At 65.1% G+C, this 17,044-nt stretch carries 13 protein-coding genes; 5 read left to right on the top strand and 8 right to left on the bottom strand.

Going from position 1 to position 17,044, the window contains the following annotated elements:
- Positions 1 to 7: 7 nt before the first annotated feature.
- Positions 8 to 4,321, top strand: a complete 4,314-nt coding sequence (locus tag A3CE_RS0100455; protein WP_043790581.1) for a GH92 family glycosyl hydrolase — start codon at positions 8 to 10, stop codon at positions 4,319 to 4,321.
- 94 nt (positions 4,322 to 4,415) lie between these two features.
- A complete protein-coding gene (locus A3CE_RS0100450; protein WP_125591563.1) occupies positions 4,416 to 5,987 on the top strand; it encodes a recombinase family protein in 1,572 nt (523 codons plus the stop codon).
- Between the two features lie 933 nt (positions 5,988 to 6,920).
- Here the strand turns inward: A3CE_RS0100450 and A3CE_RS55950 are convergent.
- From A3CE_RS55950 to A3CE_RS0100420, 6 genes are all read right to left on the bottom strand, one after another.
- The gene (locus tag A3CE_RS55950; RefSeq protein ID WP_125591561.1) at positions 6,921 to 7,307 is read right to left on the bottom strand and encodes a hypothetical protein; all 387 of its coding nucleotides are present in this window, start codon (positions 7,305 to 7,307) and stop codon (positions 6,921 to 6,923) included.
- Between the two features lie 3 nt (positions 7,308 to 7,310).
- Complete coding sequence (locus A3CE_RS0100440) at positions 7,311 to 9,458, bottom strand: FtsK/SpoIIIE domain-containing protein (RefSeq protein WP_245589406.1); 2,148 nt, start codon at positions 9,456 to 9,458, stop codon at positions 7,311 to 7,313.
- Between the two features lie 217 nt (positions 9,459 to 9,675).
- Complete coding sequence (locus A3CE_RS0100435; RefSeq protein ID WP_020638085.1) at positions 9,676 to 10,563, bottom strand: hypothetical protein; 888 nt, start codon at positions 10,561 to 10,563, stop codon at positions 9,676 to 9,678.
- Entirely contained in the window at positions 10,560 to 10,898 is a 339-nt protein-coding gene (locus A3CE_RS0100430; RefSeq protein ID WP_020638084.1) for a hypothetical protein, read from the bottom strand. The genes A3CE_RS0100435 and A3CE_RS0100430 overlap by 4 nt, the downstream gene beginning before the upstream one ends.
- A complete protein-coding gene (locus tag A3CE_RS0100425) occupies positions 10,895 to 11,230 on the bottom strand; it encodes a WhiB family transcriptional regulator (RefSeq protein WP_020638083.1) in 336 nt (111 codons plus the stop codon). The genes A3CE_RS0100430 and A3CE_RS0100425 overlap by 4 nt, the downstream gene beginning before the upstream one ends.
- The gene (locus A3CE_RS0100420) at positions 11,227 to 11,424 is read right to left on the bottom strand and encodes a helix-turn-helix domain-containing protein (protein WP_020638082.1); all 198 of its coding nucleotides are present in this window, start codon (positions 11,422 to 11,424) and stop codon (positions 11,227 to 11,229) included. The genes A3CE_RS0100425 and A3CE_RS0100420 overlap by 4 nt, the downstream gene beginning before the upstream one ends.
- Positions 11,425 to 11,591: 167 nt before the next feature.
- Here A3CE_RS0100420 and A3CE_RS0100415 point away from each other — a divergent pair, with 167 nt between their 5' ends.
- Both A3CE_RS0100415 and A3CE_RS0100410 read left to right on the top strand, forming a co-directional pair.
- Complete coding sequence (locus A3CE_RS0100415) at positions 11,592 to 11,966, top strand: helix-turn-helix domain-containing protein (RefSeq protein ID WP_026468017.1); 375 nt, start codon at positions 11,592 to 11,594, stop codon at positions 11,964 to 11,966.
- A gap of 351 nt (positions 11,967 to 12,317) precedes the next feature.
- On the top strand, positions 12,318 to 13,271 hold the full coding sequence (locus tag A3CE_RS0100410; protein WP_020638080.1) for an NsdA family TPR-like regulatory protein: 954 nt from the start codon (positions 12,318 to 12,320) through the stop codon (positions 13,269 to 13,271).
- On the opposite strand, the gene A3CE_RS0100405 is transcribed toward A3CE_RS0100410, so the two are convergent.
- On the bottom strand, positions 13,257 to 13,805 hold the full coding sequence (locus A3CE_RS0100405; RefSeq protein WP_020638079.1) for an NUDIX hydrolase: 549 nt from the start codon (positions 13,803 to 13,805) through the stop codon (positions 13,257 to 13,259). The two genes, A3CE_RS0100410 and A3CE_RS0100405, sit on opposite strands and share 15 nt — an antisense overlap.
- 142 nt (positions 13,806 to 13,947) lie before the next feature.
- On the bottom strand, positions 13,948 to 15,474 hold the full coding sequence (locus A3CE_RS54575) for an RNA-directed DNA polymerase (protein WP_125591559.1): 1,527 nt from the start codon (positions 15,472 to 15,474) through the stop codon (positions 13,948 to 13,950).
- A 213-nt stretch (positions 15,475 to 15,687) separates the two neighbouring features.
- Here A3CE_RS54575 and A3CE_RS55945 point away from each other — a divergent pair, with 213 nt between their 5' ends.
- On the top strand, positions 15,688 to 16,299 hold the full coding sequence (locus A3CE_RS55945; RefSeq protein ID WP_169523901.1) for an SLATT domain-containing protein: 612 nt from the start codon (positions 15,688 to 15,690) through the stop codon (positions 16,297 to 16,299).
- Positions 16,300 to 17,044 lie beyond the last annotated feature (745 nt).

The raw sequence follows: 17,044 nt of genomic DNA, 5'->3' as shown, positions 1-17,044 counted from the left end.
AGCAACGATGCCCCGAAGCGCCAGACCGCCGGTCGTTTTCCTGGTGACCGCCGCCGTGGTCGCCGCCGGCCTGGTCGCCCTTCCCGCGGCCTCGGCGGCCGCCGCCGAAGACGCTCTTCCCCCCGACTTCTCGTCCTCCTTCGAGGCGGGTGACGTCCAGCCGACGTGGACCGACGCGGTCGACACCGACGCGGCGGGCAAGCCACGCGCGTCCGGCGTGAACGGCGCCAACGGCACCTCCATCCCGGGCGACATCCGCGGCAAGGTCACCGAGACCAGCGCGAGCAGCGAGAACACCTCGGGCGGCGAGGTGGTGTCGAACCTCGTCGACGGCACCACGGACACGAAGTGGCTGTCGTGGGACCCGACGGCGTGGGCGCAGATCACGCTGTCGGAGGGCACCTCGATCACGCACTACGCGATCTCCTCGGCCAACGACTTCGCCGAGCGCGACCCGAAGGACTGGACGCTCCAGGGCTCGAACGACGCGAGCGCGTGGACCGACCTGGACTCCCAGACCGACCAGGCGTTCACCGCGCGGTTCCAGCAGAAGGACTACAAGCTGGCCGCGCCGGCCGCGCCGTACAAGTACTTCCGGCTCAACGTCACGCGCAACAACGGCGGCCCGATCCTGCAGCTGTCGGAACTGCTGCTGGCCAACGACGAGCCCGCACCACCGCCGCTGCCGAACATGCGCAGCTTCGTCGACTCCGGCCCGACCAGCGGGTACACGAACAAGAACCGCGCCGGCTTCACCGGGCTCAAGGCGTTCCGCTACTCGGGCAGCCAGACCGCGGCCGGGCACGGCTGGTCGTACAACAAGATCTTCGACGTGAACATCCCGGTCGTCGCCTCGACCGAGCTGTCGTACGAGGTGCAGCCGCAGTTCATCACCGGCGACCTGAAGTACCCGAGCACGAACGTCGCGCTCGACCTGGTCTTCACCGACGGCACCCAGCTGCGCGACCTCGGCGCGACCGACCAGTACGGCTTCCCGCTGACGCCGGAGGGCCAGGGCGCGTCGAAGGTGCTCTACGCCAACCAGTGGAACCTGGTGCGTTCGGCGATCGGGCAGGTCGCCAAGGGCAAGACGATCGACCGGATCCTCGTCGGCTACGACAACCCGAACGGCCCCGGCTCACTGCAGGGGTGGCTCGACGACGTCAAGGTCTCGGCCACTCCGACGCCACCGGCGAGCCTCCGCCCGAGTGACAACGTGATCACCACGCGGGGCACGATGGCCAACGGCACGTTCTCCCGGGGCAACAACTTCCCGGCCACGGCGGTACCGCACGGGTTCAACTTCTGGACCCCGGTCACCGACGCGGGCTCGAGCAGCTGGCTCTACAACTACAGCACCCAGAACAACGCCCAGAACCTGCCGCAGCTGCAGGCGTTCAGCGTGAGCCATGAGCCGAGCCCGTGGATGGGCGACCGGGAAGCGTTCCAGGTGATGCCGTCCGCGGCCGCCGGGGTGCCGGACGCCAACCGCGACGCGCGGGCGCTGCCGTTCAAGCACAGCGACGAGACCGCGCGGGCGCACTACTACGGGGTGCAGTTCCAGAACGGGATCAAGACCGAGATCGCGCCGACCGACCACGCGGCGATGATGAAGTTCTCCTTCCCGGGTGCGGATTCGAGCCTGATCTTCGACAGCGTCAACAACTCGGCCGGGCTCACGCTCGACACCGCCGCCGGGACGCTGTCGGGCTACACCGACACCGGCGTCTACGCGGGGGCGGGCCGGATGTTCGTCTACGCGACGTTCGACAAGCCGGTCACCGCCGGCGGCAAGCTCACCGGGCAGGGCCGCGACGCCGTCACCGGCTACCTGCGCTTCGACGCGGGCGCGGACAAGACGGTGAACATGCGGATCGCGACGTCGCTGATCAGCGTGGACCAGGCGAAGCAGAACCTCGCGCAGGAGATCGCCCCCGCGGCGACATTCGACTCGGTGCGCGACGCCGCGCAGCGGGCGTGGGACGACCAGCTGAAGGTGATCGAGGTCGAGGGCGCGTCGAAGGACCAGCTCACGACGCTCTACTCGAACCTGTACCGGCTGTTCCTCTACCCGAACTCGCAGTTCGAGAACACCGGCACAGCGCAGAAGCCGGCGTACAAGTACGCGAGCCCGGTGTCGCCGAAGACCGGCGCGGACACCGCGACCCGGACCGGGTCGAAGATCGCCGACGGCCAGATGTACGTCAACAACGGCTTCTGGGACACCTACCGGACGACGTGGCCGGCGTACTCGCTGCTCACGCCGGACATGGCCGGGAAGATGGTCGACGGGTTCGTGCAGCAGTACCGCGACGGCGGCTGGATCTCGCGGTGGTCGTCGCCGGGCTACGCGGACCTGATGACGGGCACCAGCGCCGACGTCGCGTTCGCCGACGCTTACCTCAAGGGCGTGCGTAACTTCGACGTCAAGTCGTTCTACGACGCGGCACTGAAGGACGCGACGGTGACACCGCCGAACAACGCGGTCGGCCGCAAGGGCATCGACGAGGGCATCTTCCTCGGCTACTCCCCGAACACCGCCGAGCACGGGTTCTCCTGGTCGATCGAGGGTTACGTCAATGACTTCGGTATCGCGAACCTGTCGAAGAAGCTGTACGACGAGGCTCCCGCGAGCGACCCGCGCAAGCAGGAGTACCTGACGAACTACGAATACTTCACCAACCGGGCCCAGCAGTACGTGAACGTGTTCGACCCGGGCGTCGGGTTCTTCCAGGGCCGCGACGCGGCGGGCAAGTTCAGCCGGTCGCCGCAGGACTACGACCCGCGGGTGTGGGGCATCGACTACACCGAGACCGACGGCTGGGGCATGGCGTTCTCCGTGCCGCAGGACGGTCAGGGCCTGGCGAACCTCTACGGCGGCAAGGCGGGGCTGGCGAAGAAGCTGGACGCGTTCTTCGCCGACCAGGAGACCGCGAACTTCCCGGGTTCCTACGGTGGCGTGATCCATGAGATGCGGGAGGCGCGGGACGTGCGGATGGGCCAGCTGGGCCACTCCAACCAGGCCTCGCACCACACGCTCTACATGTACGACTACGCGGGTCAGCCGTCGAAGACGCAGGCGAAGGTCCGTGAAGCACTCTCGCGGCTCTACACCGGCAGCGAGATCGGGCAGGGCTACGCGGGCGACGAGGACAACGGCGAGCAGTCGGCGTGGTGGACGTTCAGCGCGCTGGGCTTCTACCCGCTGCAGATGGGCAGCCCGAACTACGCGATCGGGTCGCCGCTGTTCAAGAAGGCCACCATCCACCTGGCCGGCGGGAAGAACCTGGTGATCAACGCGCCGGCGAACAGCGCGAAGAACGTCTACGTCCAGGGCGTGAAGGTCAACGGCAAGGCGTACTCCTCGACGTCGCTGCCGCAGGACCTGATCGCGCGCGGCGGGACGATCGACTTCGCCATGGGCCCGAACCCGTCGTCGTGGGGCACCGGCCCGAACGACGCGCCGAAGTCGATCACCACGGGTGACGCGGTGCCGGCGCCGCTGCACGACGAGACCGGTCCCGGCCGGGGCACGCTGTCCACTTCGGACGGTTCCGACGCCGCGGCGCTGGTCGACAACACCTCGCGCACCCAGGCCGCCGTCACCGGCGCCGTCCAGTACCAGCTCAACTCGACCGACGAGGCCGTCACGCACTACACGCTGACGTCCCAGACCGGTGCGGGCGACCCGAAGAGCTGGACGCTGAAGGGCTCCTACGACGGCAAGACGTGGGCGGTGGCCGACCAGCAGGCGAACCAGGGGTTCAGCTGGCGGCAGCAGACCCGCGCGTTCAAGGTGGCCAACCCGGCGCACTACGCCTACTACAAGCTCGAGGTCACCGCGACCAGCACCGGCGCCCCGGCTTCGCTGGCGGAGTTCGAGTTGCTGGGCAAGCCGGACGCGGCCTGCACTCGCACGATCACGGGCGCGTCCAACGGGCCGCTGTCGGTGACGTCGGGGACGGTGTGCCTGCAGGACGCGACGGTTTCGGGCCCGGTGACGGTGTCCGGCGGCGCGTCACTGGTGGTCCGCGGCGGTGAGATCAAGGGCCCGCTGGCGGCCACGGGCGCCGGGCAGGTCGTGCTCAACCGCACCAAGGTGGACGGCCCGGTGGCTCTGACGGGGACGACCGGTCAGGTGGCGATCGAGCTGACCCAGGTGGGCGGCCCGGTCGCGCTGACCGGCAACCACGGGCCGGTGCTGACGTCGAGCACCGTGGGCGGCCCGCTGGCGTGCGCACTCAATTCGCCGGCACCGACGGACTACGACCTGCCGAACACCGTCCGCGGCCCCGCCGCCGGGCAATGCGCGAAGATCTAGTCCTGCGGTAGGTCCGTGAATGGCACATTGAGGGACTTCAAGTCTCTCAATGTGCCATTGGCGACCCATCTTCTGTTGACCTACTGTCATTGGTATGGGTGACGACGACAAGGTTAGCGCTGGTCAGGGCGCCGCGGTGCCGTTGGTGCTGGACTCATACGGGCGGTTGTCGAAGGTGCCGGAGACGGGTGAGCTGGAGAAGGTGGAGGACCAGCATGCCGACAACCGGAGCGTGATCGACCGGGCTGGCGGTGTGCTCGGTCTGGAGTTGTCGGACGGGTTGTCGGCGTGGAAGAAGGGCGTCCGCCGTCCAGGGTGGGAACGGCTGCTGGAGCGGGTGCAGGCGGGCGTATCGGACGGGTGTGTGGTCTGGCACACCGACCGGCTGTTCCGGCAGCCGCCGGATCTGGAGAAGCTGATCGAGCTTGCCGAGAACGGCTACAAGGTCTATTCGGCGCGAGGCGAGCGGGACTTGGCTGATCCGGATGATCGGTTCATCCTGCGGATCGAGGTCGCGCACGCGGCCCGATCGTCGGATGACACGTCGCGGCGGATCAAGCGGCGGTTCGAGACCTTCCGCAAGCAGGGCCGGACGACCGGCGGGCCGCGCCGGTTCGGCTTCCCCGGCAAGGACGCGACCTGGACACCGGGCAAGAAGCAGACGGAGGCCGACCGCCCGGAGGTGTCGGCGGAACTGGTGGCGACCGAGCGGCAGGCACTGCGCGACGCCGCGAAACTACTGCTGTCCGAAGACGGGTCGATGGGCAAGGTGGTTGACCTGTGGAACGCGGCGGGTGTCCGCACGGCGGCGGGCCGGGAGTGGGTGCACGCGTCGGCGACCGCGACCATGCAACGCCCTGCCCTGGGCGGCTACGTCGCGCACAACGGCATCGTGGCGGGCCGGATGGAGGGGGAACCGATCCTGGACCAGCGCACCTACGACCGGCTACAGGCGATGTTCGCCGGGCGCAAACGCGGCCGGGTGGCGGGTCAGTCGCATGTGGGGACGGGGATTCTGCGGTGCGGGGTGTGCGGCCGGAAGCTGACCGCCCGCACGGTCACCGGCAAGACCTATCCGGACGAGACCGTGCGGGCGACGTACTTTTGTGCCAAGCAGCGGCGCGGGTGCGGCCGGGTGTTCATCGACCGGCGCGCGGTCGATGCGGAGTTGTTGACGTTCACGGTGGAACGGCTCTCGGATGAGCGGCACACCTCCGAGCTCGCTGAGCTGAAAACCCGAGCGCATGAACGGTTGGCGGCGGTCCGCGCGGAGATCGAGGATGTCGAGAAGCTGCAAGCGGGCCTGTCGGCGCGGGTGGGGGCGCGGAAGATGACCCTCGATGCGTTCGATGTCGCGAACGAACCGTTGGTGGCCGATCTGGCCCGGCTGATCGCCGAGCGGGACACTCTCTCCGCCGGGGTGCCGGAAGGGCCGACCGAAGCCGCGTCGGCGGCGACGCTGGTGGCAGAGTGGAACGGTGGGGATGTCGCGGAGAAGCGGGGGATGCTGACCCGCGCGATCGGCGCGGATAGGCTGACCGTGCTCCCGGGGTCGCGTACCGGCAAACGGGTGTTCGACCGGACCCGGCTCAAGCTACTCACCCCGGAGGCGTTCGCGAAGCTCGTGGCGGGTTGGAACGCCACCCAACTCGCCGGCGGCCCGTAAGAACGGGCCCCACCCCAGGGACACCGCACCTGACCTGAGGCAGCGGCAACCACCAAACCCAGTCGAGATACGCCACAACCCCGGCAACCACGGTCGCCGGGGTTGTGGCGTGTGGTCTGATCGGCGACAAACGTACGCAACGCAGCGTCCTCCCCTTGGCCAGATCGACGAGGGACGTCGATCCAGCCAGCATCCCGATATCGAGTGAACGACGTCGTGGCAGCCGGACCAGGGCCGAGGTAGTGTGCTCCACATGGCACGCAAGTTGACACCGGGGGCCTGCGCGGCCGTCGCTGTGACTGCGCTCGCCACCGGGGCCAACCTCGCCTCCAACTTCGCCGGGCCACCCACCCCCCTGCAGTTGGCATGCGCTTGCCTCGCCATCGTGTTATTGACTGGTCTTGCGGTCAGGGCCGAAAGGATTGCTCCGAGCCTCCGAATCGACGCGAACGGCGGGTCAGTTAAAAAAATACCCAGATGAGGTTGGGTGGGTTATGACGCATGCCATTTTCGAGGGATAAAACTAGGTCATCTGGTCAGGCGTGACAGACGCCTGCGGAAACACCCGAACCAACCAGGGGGGCGGGTGTTTCCGCAGGTGACAGACGTGATCGGCGACAGTCGACGCCCTTAGGTGTCTCCGCTTAGCGTCCCGGTCGTCTATCGGAATCGCTTTTTTGACCATTCCAAGTTGCAAGAAATAACGTTGTAAATGGCCACTTGTAACCGGCCTGCTGTCGATGGCATGACCTTTGCTCTGAGCAGACTAATACGGCAAGGCCTCGATTTCATGGCGGCTGTCATGTCGGGTGCTTGCAGCTGTGGGTCCAGAAGGACTTGAGCCTCCTACCTCCGGCGGTACGGGGCCGGGTTGTGCACACCGGCCGCGCGCGGCGCGGACCCAGGTTGCTGGGCCTGCGCCGCGCGAAGGTTTCAAGGTAGGCCGTCGTGTTCGGTCGCAAGGCGGTGATCAATGCGGCGCAGGATGGCGGCGACGTCGGCGAGTTCTTCGCTCGTCATCGGTGCCATCGCTGCGACGATCGGCCGCCAGTACGCGCGGGACTCCTCGGAGATCTCGGATGTGCCGTTCTGCGCTGAGGCGGCGCTCTGCCGGTCGCGTCGGGGCCGGTCGGTGTCCTCCGATCGCGTCCCGCTGTCGTCCGGGCTGCCGCTGTTGGTGTCGTCCGGGTTGCTGTCTGGGGGACCGTCGCCCTGGTTGGTGTGTCCGGTCCTGCGATGGGGGTTGCGGTCAAGGTTGCTGCCTTTCCGGGTGTGTCGCGGGCTGGTCGGTTGGTGATCATGTGTGGGGTGGTTGGCCAAGGGTTAATCACCTCCCCTCGGCCGTCGGCGGGAGCCGGGGAGGGACCCGGGCGCGTCCCCGGCAACACCCGGTTTCTGGTCCGATCCGGCGTTGTCCGGGTGGTGGGTCCCTGAGGTCCCTTCGCTGTGTTTCCCCTGGTCAGCCCAGGGACTTTGGTTCAGGGAGGCAGTAGGGAGAACTCCCTGACTTCCTGCCGGGTCCCCGTCCGGCTCCCTGCCATCCCGGTCCCGGTCGGCGAGCGCGGCAGCCACGTCTTCAGCGCGAACCACCTTGTTTCCGTCGGACTTGACGGGCGCGATCCCGTACGCGGCGAGCGCGGCCGTGAGGTCCCTGAATGTCCACCTCTCGTACTCGCCGGGATCGTGCCGGGCGAGTCGCGTGAGGATCGCTTGTGTCCGGACGCGACGTTCCCCGTCCATCGCCGCGTCGACGTCGGCCAGGTGGTCGGCGACCGGTGCCGCTTCGATCTCCGGCTGCGCACTGGACTCGACCGCCCAGCCCATCTGTTCGATCAACGCCACGGCTCGCGCGATGACCGGGGTGACGTCGTCGGCCCCGTCTTCGAACGGGACGTAGAACGTGCGGACCAGCTCGAACGTCTCATCTGTGATGCCGACCGCGACGCAGGTTCCCCGGTCGGTGTTGATCCGTAGTTCTGTCGCGCGGATGCCGGCCGCGTATTTGCCCGAGCCGAGTAGGCCGTCGTTGGCGACCTGATCGGCGACGGAGAACGCGACTCCGCAGGAGACGTTGCGGGTGACCTCCCTCGGGATGCTGTCCTTGGTGGGTGACTGGGTGGCCAGTAGCAGCACAATGCCGTACTTGCGTCCTCGCTTGATTAACCTGACGGCCAGTTCGGCGGCTTTCTTGCCGAACTTGGGGTGCTGGAACAGTTCGTGGCACTCATCGATCCCGCACACCAGCGGGTGTAGCCCGAGCCCGTGCTTGTCGGCGAGCTTGCGCGACACCTTCGGCGGACGCCCGGGCTGTTCCCCGAGCGCCTTGCCGCGTCGCTCCATTTCGGACAGCAGGTCAACCAACGCTTGCGTTGCCGCTTCGGCCACGCTGTCGTCCATCCCCATCCGGTAGCGGGACAGGCGCGGCGTGAACGGGTCGAAGTCGGATGACTCGCCCATCACGAACACCCACAGTTCGGCCGTTGGGTCGAGTGCCGCGCCGAGCAGCAGCGTCCGCAACGCGGCCGACTTTCCTTGCCCTGGTCGGCCGCCGATCAGCCAGTTGACCCCGATCAGCGGCGCGTTGATGACCAGGCCACGCTGGGACAGTCCGAACGGGACACCCTCGAACAGATCGACCTGTCCCTCGTGGACCAGCGGCCACTCGCCGGCACCGCCCCGCAAGACGCCCTTGTCGGCGACCCACAGGTCAAGAATCCCGTCCTCATCACCCTTGGTCGGCCAGGTCTCCAACGCGGCACGCCCGAGGTTCGCCGCGAGCTTGGGCCGTTGCGCGGCAACCATGTCGGCCGTCACGCCGAGCGGGAGCCGAACCTGCGCGTACGTCCCATCTCCGTCCGTCCGGGCAGCGACGGTGTAGACGAGTGTGCCGCCGTCCTTGAAGAACCGATTGAGCGGGCTGATTCCTAGGTGTGCCAAAGCTTTCGAAATCATCCGCTCGTCAATCCACGAATCAGCGTCGTCCCGGTCCGGCCGGACCAGCCAACCCGCGCCCGGAGTGCGGTCACGGCCTTCGAACGCCGATGCCACGGCCCACACTGCCGGTGCCACGATCAGCAGCAGCGGGACCACGAGGGTAAGCGCCGACCACACGGCTTCCACTCCCGTGTAGACGTTCGCCAGCCATGGCCACATGTCCGCTCGGTCCATCACCGAGTTGACCAGCCACAGGACCGCAGCGACCGGGGCGGCTACCCGTAGCGTGATCACCATCCGGCGGAGCACGATCCCGAGCTTGGCCCACCGCGCCGTGGCATCGGAGCGGATCAGCTCCTGCGCGGCCCGCCGCGCTTCGGCATCCCCTGCCAGCCGCGCCCGGCGGGCGTCCGCCCGCAGATCGGCGTAGGTGGCCCACATCCAGAACTTGACCAGCCACCGCCAGTTCCCGCGCAGCACGAACCACACCAGCCGCGCAACGTCGAGCGGGGCCTTCCGTGCCCGGTAGGCGGCCACCGACCGTGCCCGTACCACCGGCCCGGACCGCCACACCCGCGCGACCGCGTCGCGGTAGCGTTGCCGCCACGACGACACCCGACGCACGGCCGCTCGGGCGCGTGGCTGGGGCAACGTGTCGTCGATCAACTCACCGTCGAACACCGGGCCGACGTGCTCGACGTCCCGACCGCCGCTGCGGGCCAGCGCGGCGCGCTCGTAGTCCTCCGGATTCTGGTCAGTCATCCTCGCGCGCCTCCTTCTCCGCGTCGGCGGACAAGGCAGCAGCGACCCGGAAGGACACGCCACGGGAACACCCAGTCACGTCGCGAACCCACGCCGGGGTTACCTCCACCCCCGGGGTCCACGCTGCGCGCGCGTCGGTGATGAAGTCGGCGAACAGTTTCCGCCGGGCCGGACGCTTCCGACGCGGTGCCGCCGGTTCCGGTGCCGCTGGTTCACGGCCCGGCACGCTCAGTTCACGGACCGATGCGGCCGGTTCGCGAACTAGTGTGATCGGTTCGTGGACCGGTGTGGTCGGTTCCTGGACCGGGGCCACCGGTGCACGAACGCTCGCCTGGTCGGTGGCGTTCGTGAACGCCACCGTCACCGCGTCGGTGAGCTTGTCCCGCAGATCGGTCACGGCTTCGGCGGCGACGAAGACCACCAGCGGCGGTACCGAGTGCAGCACCACCCCGGCCGGCGACCTGGCCGCCCACGATGACCAGGTGTTCATCACGTAGGTAGCGGCCAGCGTGAGCCACTTCGCCGTCCGCACCCACGCTCCCGTGTGGACCTGGTATCGCGCGGTGACTTGCTCGGCCCGCAGGATCGCCAGCAGGATCAGGCACACGGTCGGGTCCAGCAGCCACGCTGTCAGCCACGGCAGTGACCCGAACGCGGACCCGGCGGCGGCGAACCACTGCACGTTGGCCGTGGTGAACGCCAACCCGAGCACGATCCCGGACCAGCACAACCGATCCACCTGCGCCCGAACCCGCTCGACACGCAACGCCACCACGTCGGGGTGGGTCTGCCAGCGGCGCACCTCTGCAGCCTCACTCGCGTCGTCGGCCAGCCGCCGCGCCCGATCCGGCACGGTCTGGTTGTGGTTGGTGGTGGTCATCGGCGACCACCACCCCGGCGACGGTGCGTGGTGGTATCCATCGACGTGACCGTCAGGGCACGCGTCAGGACGTAGGCCGCGATCAGGTCCGGCAGTCCGAGGACCACCAGGACCAAGGTCGGGTTGTGCACGTGCGTGATCACTAGCCACTGAACGCCCGTGAACGCCGCACCCGTGAACAGCACCCGCCCGGCCAGCGACACCACCCGCGAACTCGCCCGCGCCGCGTCGGCCGCCCGCCGCGCCTTGCGGGCGCTGTAGCGCCGCACCATGAACAGCGCGAGCAGCACTCCGACTCCGGCGAGGATCTGTGTCGGCGTGAGGTTGACCGTCATCGCGCCTCACCACCCCGGCGGCGGCGCAGCCACTTCGGATACAGGGCACGCCGGTCGGTGTCCGGCAGCGCACCCCACACCCCGACCGTGTCCGGCCCGGACGTCCGCAAGTCCAGCTCCCGGCATTCGTCGATCACCGGGCACCCGGCACACATGCGCGCGGCCAACTCCCGGTCCGGCGAGTCCTCGCCGGACAGTTCCGGCATGTCGGCCCGGTCGAACGCCCAGAAACACAGACCGTCCCCGGTCACCAGTTCGTTGAGCACGGCGTCCGGCACGTCGGCGTACCGGTCGAGCCGAGCAGCCATCTCCTCGTAGTCGTTTTCGGTCATCGCGCACCCCCGTCGAGCACGCGCCGCAGCTCGGCGGCCGGGATGACGAGCCGGGTGCGGCGCCGCTCTGCGCGGAGTGAGCCGACCCGGATAGCGCGATGGATCTCGTTGCGGTCGATGCCGAGAATCCACGCGGCGTCGGCTAGTGAGTAGAACGCCGGACCACCGGCGTCAGGAATGTTCTTCTTCTGCATTGGAGTGAGCCCTTAGAGTCGTTCAGCTGATTTGAGCTGAAAAAGAAAGCTGATTTAGTCGCATGAAGGCTTGAGAATGGTCCGAATGCGCGACGCGATGTCGATCTCGGCGCCGCGGAATCCGTTAGGCGCTAATGTCGGCGCTGAGGCGGACCACGGAGGAATGGGTGTCGGAAGACTGGGCGGCGGTCGCGAAGACCATCAACGAGCGCGTGAACGAGCTCGGATGGAAGCAACGCGAGCTCGCCGAGCGCTCGCAGGTCTCCCAGGCCATCGTCCGCGAAATCCAGAACCACACCGTGGAGCGCAAGCGCAGCGACCGCACCCTTGAAGCCCTGGCCGTCGCGCTTGGCCTGCACCCGCAACACCTGCTCGCCGTGCTGCACGGCCGCATCCCGCCGGCGCTGGGCCAGCCCCGTGAGGACATGGAAGACGCCGTGTCGGCGCGGCTGGCCGTCATCGAGCAGCGGCTGACGCAGATCACCGATCAACTGGCCGATCTCACCAAGCTGATTCGTCGTGATGGTGATCCGCGCGGTTAGCGCGAATCCCTTTTCGCGGTCGGCCTCTGGGGCCGTCCGGCGGGTGGTCCTGTCGTGTGTCATGCCTCTAAGAAACGGCATTTTCGCGGCTGGCGGGAGCTGGCAGCGGATGACACACCCCGTGTTAACTTGTGTTATTTCCGCAGGTCGCGGCCGTTATCGCGGGGCAGCGTCATGACGTCGATAAGCCCCTTGCAGGCCGCTCGGAACGCGGTCGGCTGGAGTCAGGAAAAGCTCGCGCGAGCCATCAACGCGCGCGCTGCGGCTCACGGATTGTCGGAGCGTTCGGTCCCGAGTCGGAAGACGGACATATCCCGGTGGGAGAACGGGCATGTCACGCCGGAACCGCCGATGCGCGCCGTCCTGCGCGAGATTTACGGCCGCACCGACGCGGAACTCGGTCTCCCATCTGGTGACGCCGCGATCGGCGAGGAGCTGGCCGAACGGCTCGTCGTCGCCAAGCGTGTCGACGCCGCGATCATCGCGGGGTTTCGCCAGGAGGTTGACGGCGTCCGCCATGCTGACCGCCGGTTCGGCTCGGCCGCCCGGCTGGAGCGGCTGCGTGGCCAGATCATCGAGGTTGAGGATCGGCTTCAGCACACGCTGTTGCGGCGCGACCGGGCGCCGCTGGCCGGGGTGCTGGTCGAGGCGTCCACGCTGGCCGGCTGGAACTCGCTCGACATCGGCTCACTCACGCAAGCGTGGACCCACTACGAACGCGCGAAGTCCGCCGCGCTCGAAGCTGGCTCGGCCGCGCTGCTCGCGCACGCCACCGCCGAGCAGGCATACGTGCTGATCGACGCGGGCAACATCGACGACGCGCTCGCCCTGTTCGCGGAGGCACGCTCGATCGGCAAACAGGCGCCGCGCCTGCTGCGCGCGTGGCTGGCCGCCGCCGAAGGGGAAGGCCACGCCATCGCCGGACACGGGGACGACTCCCTGCGCGCGTTCGACGAGTCCGACGCGCTTCGGCCGTCCGAAGTCGTACACCCCGAGCTGCCGTTCCTGTTCCTGGGCGGCACCCACCTGGACCGCTGGCGCGGCAACGCGCTCGTCCACCTCGGCGCACCGGAGGCCATCGATCAACTGGAACGGCTGGTGGACGACGCCCGGTCGTCGTCGTTCGTCCGGGCGGGCGCTGCCGTGTACGTGGACCTTGCGCTTGCCTACAGCGCGGCCGGGGACCGGGAGGCCGCACGGACCTACGCGCAGCAGGCCCGGCGGATCATTTCCCAGGTCAGGTCCGTCCGGCTACGTCGCCGACTGGAACGGCTCGTGCTGCCCGGCGACTCACGCCCGGCGTGAGTTGAGGTAGTAGAGCAAGGACACCAGCGTGCCAGACCCGAGCAGCTCCTGACGCTGCGCAAGCTCGTTCACCCGCGACAACGGCACCCACTCGACCCGGCCCACCTCTTCAGTGTCGGTCGGGTCGCCGACGTGCTCGGCTTCCCGCCACAGGTACACGTCAACCGGTGCCGTGACCTGCCCGGGCAGCGGCTCGAAGCTGACAAGGTGCTCCGGTTCGCCGACCGGCCGCCAGCCGCTCTCCTCGGCAGCCTCCCGCGCGGCTGTGCCCGCCGAGTCGTCGCCGTCGTCGACCATGCCGCCCAGCAGCTCATAGCCCCACTGCTTAGTGGCGAAGCGGTAGCGCCAGAGCATCAGCGCCTCTTCCTGGTCGTTCACGATCAGCGCGATAGCGATTCGTGCCAGGTGCACCACGTGGTACTCCCAGCGCTCGCCGTTCGGCGCCTCGACATCCGTCAACCCGACCTTCACCCACCGGTTGTCGTAGACCAGCCGCTCACCGAACGTCTTCCACGACCCATGCTCATCAGCCACACTGCGCAGCCTACGGCCTTCTGCTTCGCACTCAGAGCCAGACTTCGCGACTCCCAGGACGCGCGTCGGAGACTGGCAACCAGTTCGACATCTCCGCGAATAGCCACCAATAGAATTCGACACCTCGCCTGACATTGGTTGACTACGTCAAGAAAATTTTAGTGATTCGCGGCGGATGGTAATTCATGAATTCGAGCATCTTTACAGTCGGATAGTTTTCCCTATCTTCATCAAGCCAGCGCTTTACCGTACTTCTTTGTTCATTCGCTCCTAGTGCCGCCAATGAAAGCACTCGCCGAGCATGCGGTGTCGATGCTCTACCATGGGCATCACGACAGGCGCTCCTGCCTTCTTCTGCATCCCAAGCGCAGAGGCGCTGCGCCGCCACGGCTAATAATGGCAGTTCAGTGTTAGCGTCACGCACAACTGTCGAGAAATACTGAATCAAATCCGCTTCAGGCCGCTCAAGGCTTGTAAACATTCTGCCGTAGTGTGCAAGCGACCATTGATGCGTGGCCCAGTTGCTCGAAGCATAATCCAAGTACCATTCCTGCAGTTCTGGACTGGTGAAGTTCTCCTTGAAGACTCTCGACCAGGCGTCTGCTGCGTGCGGCATCCGAACGGCCGCATGCAACAAGTCGTTCGACCTATAGGAATGTGAGTTATCCCGCATCCGTGTTGCCGCGAAATTAATGCTCGTTCTGCCGGCCTTTTCCGGCTCCGTTAATATTCTGTCGACTAACTCCTCTAATGGTTCCATGTTCTCGTCATTTACGATCGCGCCATCAATTGCACTATGCTCGATATCCAACACTCTGGAAACCACATCTTCGCCCTCGAACACCTCAGTTTTTGCGTAATTCAAGTGCAAGCCGAGACTTTGAGCCACCGATTGAATTTCCATCTGCGCCCGCCTGGCCGAAGCAGGATCTGGGCAGAACAGCCAAATGTCGTCCATCCACCTTGCGCAGCCACGATAGGTAATATCAGATAGTGGCACATGGAGTATGGGAGCATGATGCACAAGTACATCATCTAATGGTCGAAGGTACATGTTCGCAATAATGGCCGAGGCCGTCGACCGCTGAGGTATACCAGATCTATTTCGGGTTCTTTGAAAGTCGCCAAGAAGGTCGCACAGGCGCTCCGTAGGTGCACCTTTTGCGGTTCGCCGTTCTATTTCATCTAGCACACTATTGGCAGGAATGCTGCTGAAAAAAGATACTATGTCGGTACATAAAGCCGCCTGCTGGTCAGACAAGAGATTTAAATGTCCAACATACCACTCCCACTGTCGATTATTGTGGGAGTACGATCCCCGCTCAGGAGATACAGGCGGAAGTCGCCAACCGTATGTTGTCGATGACAGATCTCCAATGAGATCCAGACTTAACCGGTCAACGATTGCCTGATAAATTAGGCGATCAGATGTGTCGAGTACGACAGCGGGTCGAGTTCCCCAATTTTCCTTGGGAACATCGATCAGATCTACATGTTGCATGCCAGTCGCATTGCAGTGGCCAAATGCAATCTCTCGCTCCCGCTGGCAGATATAGCTAAGCTCTGGCCATCCCCACGGATCATGATGCCAGTCCTGAAACATTTCTTGATTGAGATTATGCAGAGCCCGCTTAAGATCGAGAATCTCGGACCAGTCTACCCTCGGCACCCCTCTATGATCGCATGGGATCGGATTACTGTCCAGGCCTGAAGTCGAATCCTCCAGTGCACCGTTGGGGCCAGCCCCTGGCCACCGTAACAACACCGTGCCGGCATACGATCACCTATGGCGAGGTTCGACCTAAAGCACCGAGGACGTCCCGCGAGTACTAAACTGTTACAAACAAGCAAGTCAACGGCTCCAGTGCGAAAGAGGTGGACTTTGCAAGAGGAAATTCAGGAAGATTCGCTCAAGAGTATTGAATCGAAGGCTGTCACCGAGGGGGCTAGTCGACTCGAAGAGCGAGCATATAAGACCTATCTTGCCCGAGTAAGGGCACATCAGCGCTTGGGGCGACGAAACAACGCGTGGAACACCTCAATGATCGCTCTCTCTACGTCAACAACAATAGCCTCGGTTGGGCTATTAGTGAATCGGCCGATGTATGGCACCGGCGGCGACACGCTCATGGCGGCACTGGCGATTCTTTCCCTTGTTTCCTCGCTCGTCGTGTCGTCCGTTAACTATGGAGGCAGAGCAAGGGCAATGGAAGCAAGCTACAAGCGCATCCAACAAATATCGCTCGCTGCCGAGGATGTTGCCAACGATCCAAGTCAAGCCACGCGACAGCGTCTCAATGAACTTCAAAGAGAGTATGCGATCGCTATCGATGCATCGGAAAATCATTCAGATGCCGATTATCATAGATCTCAGAAGGTCAATTGGCGAAAACTCTGGCGCGACAGCCTGGTGAGTTATTTTCCCTACGCAACCTTGGCTGTACCAATCGGCCTAATGGTGCCATTCGCGAAATGGTTCATCGATGGCCTCTAATCCCAAAGTGAATGATTGTTCTTTGTCAAGTGGCCTGTATTATTCACTCAGCTAAGTGATCGCCGGCAACAACAGAACCCCGACGACCACGTAATTATTATGACCTCTATGACGGACTGAAGTTTGCATCCGACAGGGCGAGCAATGTAGTTCATTCAGGGGCTCCCAGAGACCGAATTCTCTCCCTGTGTTCTTCCATTACTCTTTTCAGTTCTCGAATGTGAGCGTGGATGGCTCGAATCTTCCATGGTGAAGTCCTCAGCAACCCTTGCGCGAAGATCATGATCTGGAACAGTTCTGAGTGTTGATCACGGAAAAACTGCTTCGCAACTTCGGTCACGGCGTCTCGATCTGCTGCCACATTCGTCACTCGCTCGGCTATTTCAAAGGCCTCTAGAGTAGCTGTCAAGCTTGAGCGAACAGTGCTTATTGCCTCGTCGCAAACCCTACGCGTTTTGGGGGAGCACCGAATGCTGGCAGTCAAAGCCAAAAGCCTTGTGCATGTATCGATACCTTTACGAAGGTGACTCTCGCTTGCCTCGGTGCTCGTAGTCAGACTAATTATTGTCGACGCACTTACTCTGATACTGACAATGAGATCGCGTTTGTCTCGTGCCGCCGAGACAATTCGATCTTTTCGAACCTCAAGATAAGGTCTCAGTAAGACATCCAGTATCATGGTTACTGCGGCGGCAGTTATGGCGCTCGTGATTGCTGCCTGAAAGGTCACTGAGTTTAACACTCT

It is taken from the genome of Amycolatopsis balhimycina FH 1894 (assembly GCF_000384295.1).
GTDB classification, from domain to species: domain Bacteria; phylum Actinomycetota; class Actinomycetes; order Mycobacteriales; family Pseudonocardiaceae; genus Amycolatopsis; species Amycolatopsis balhimycina.
Note: the sequence above shows the minus strand (reverse complement) of the source record. Positions and strands in the feature narration are given on the sequence as shown.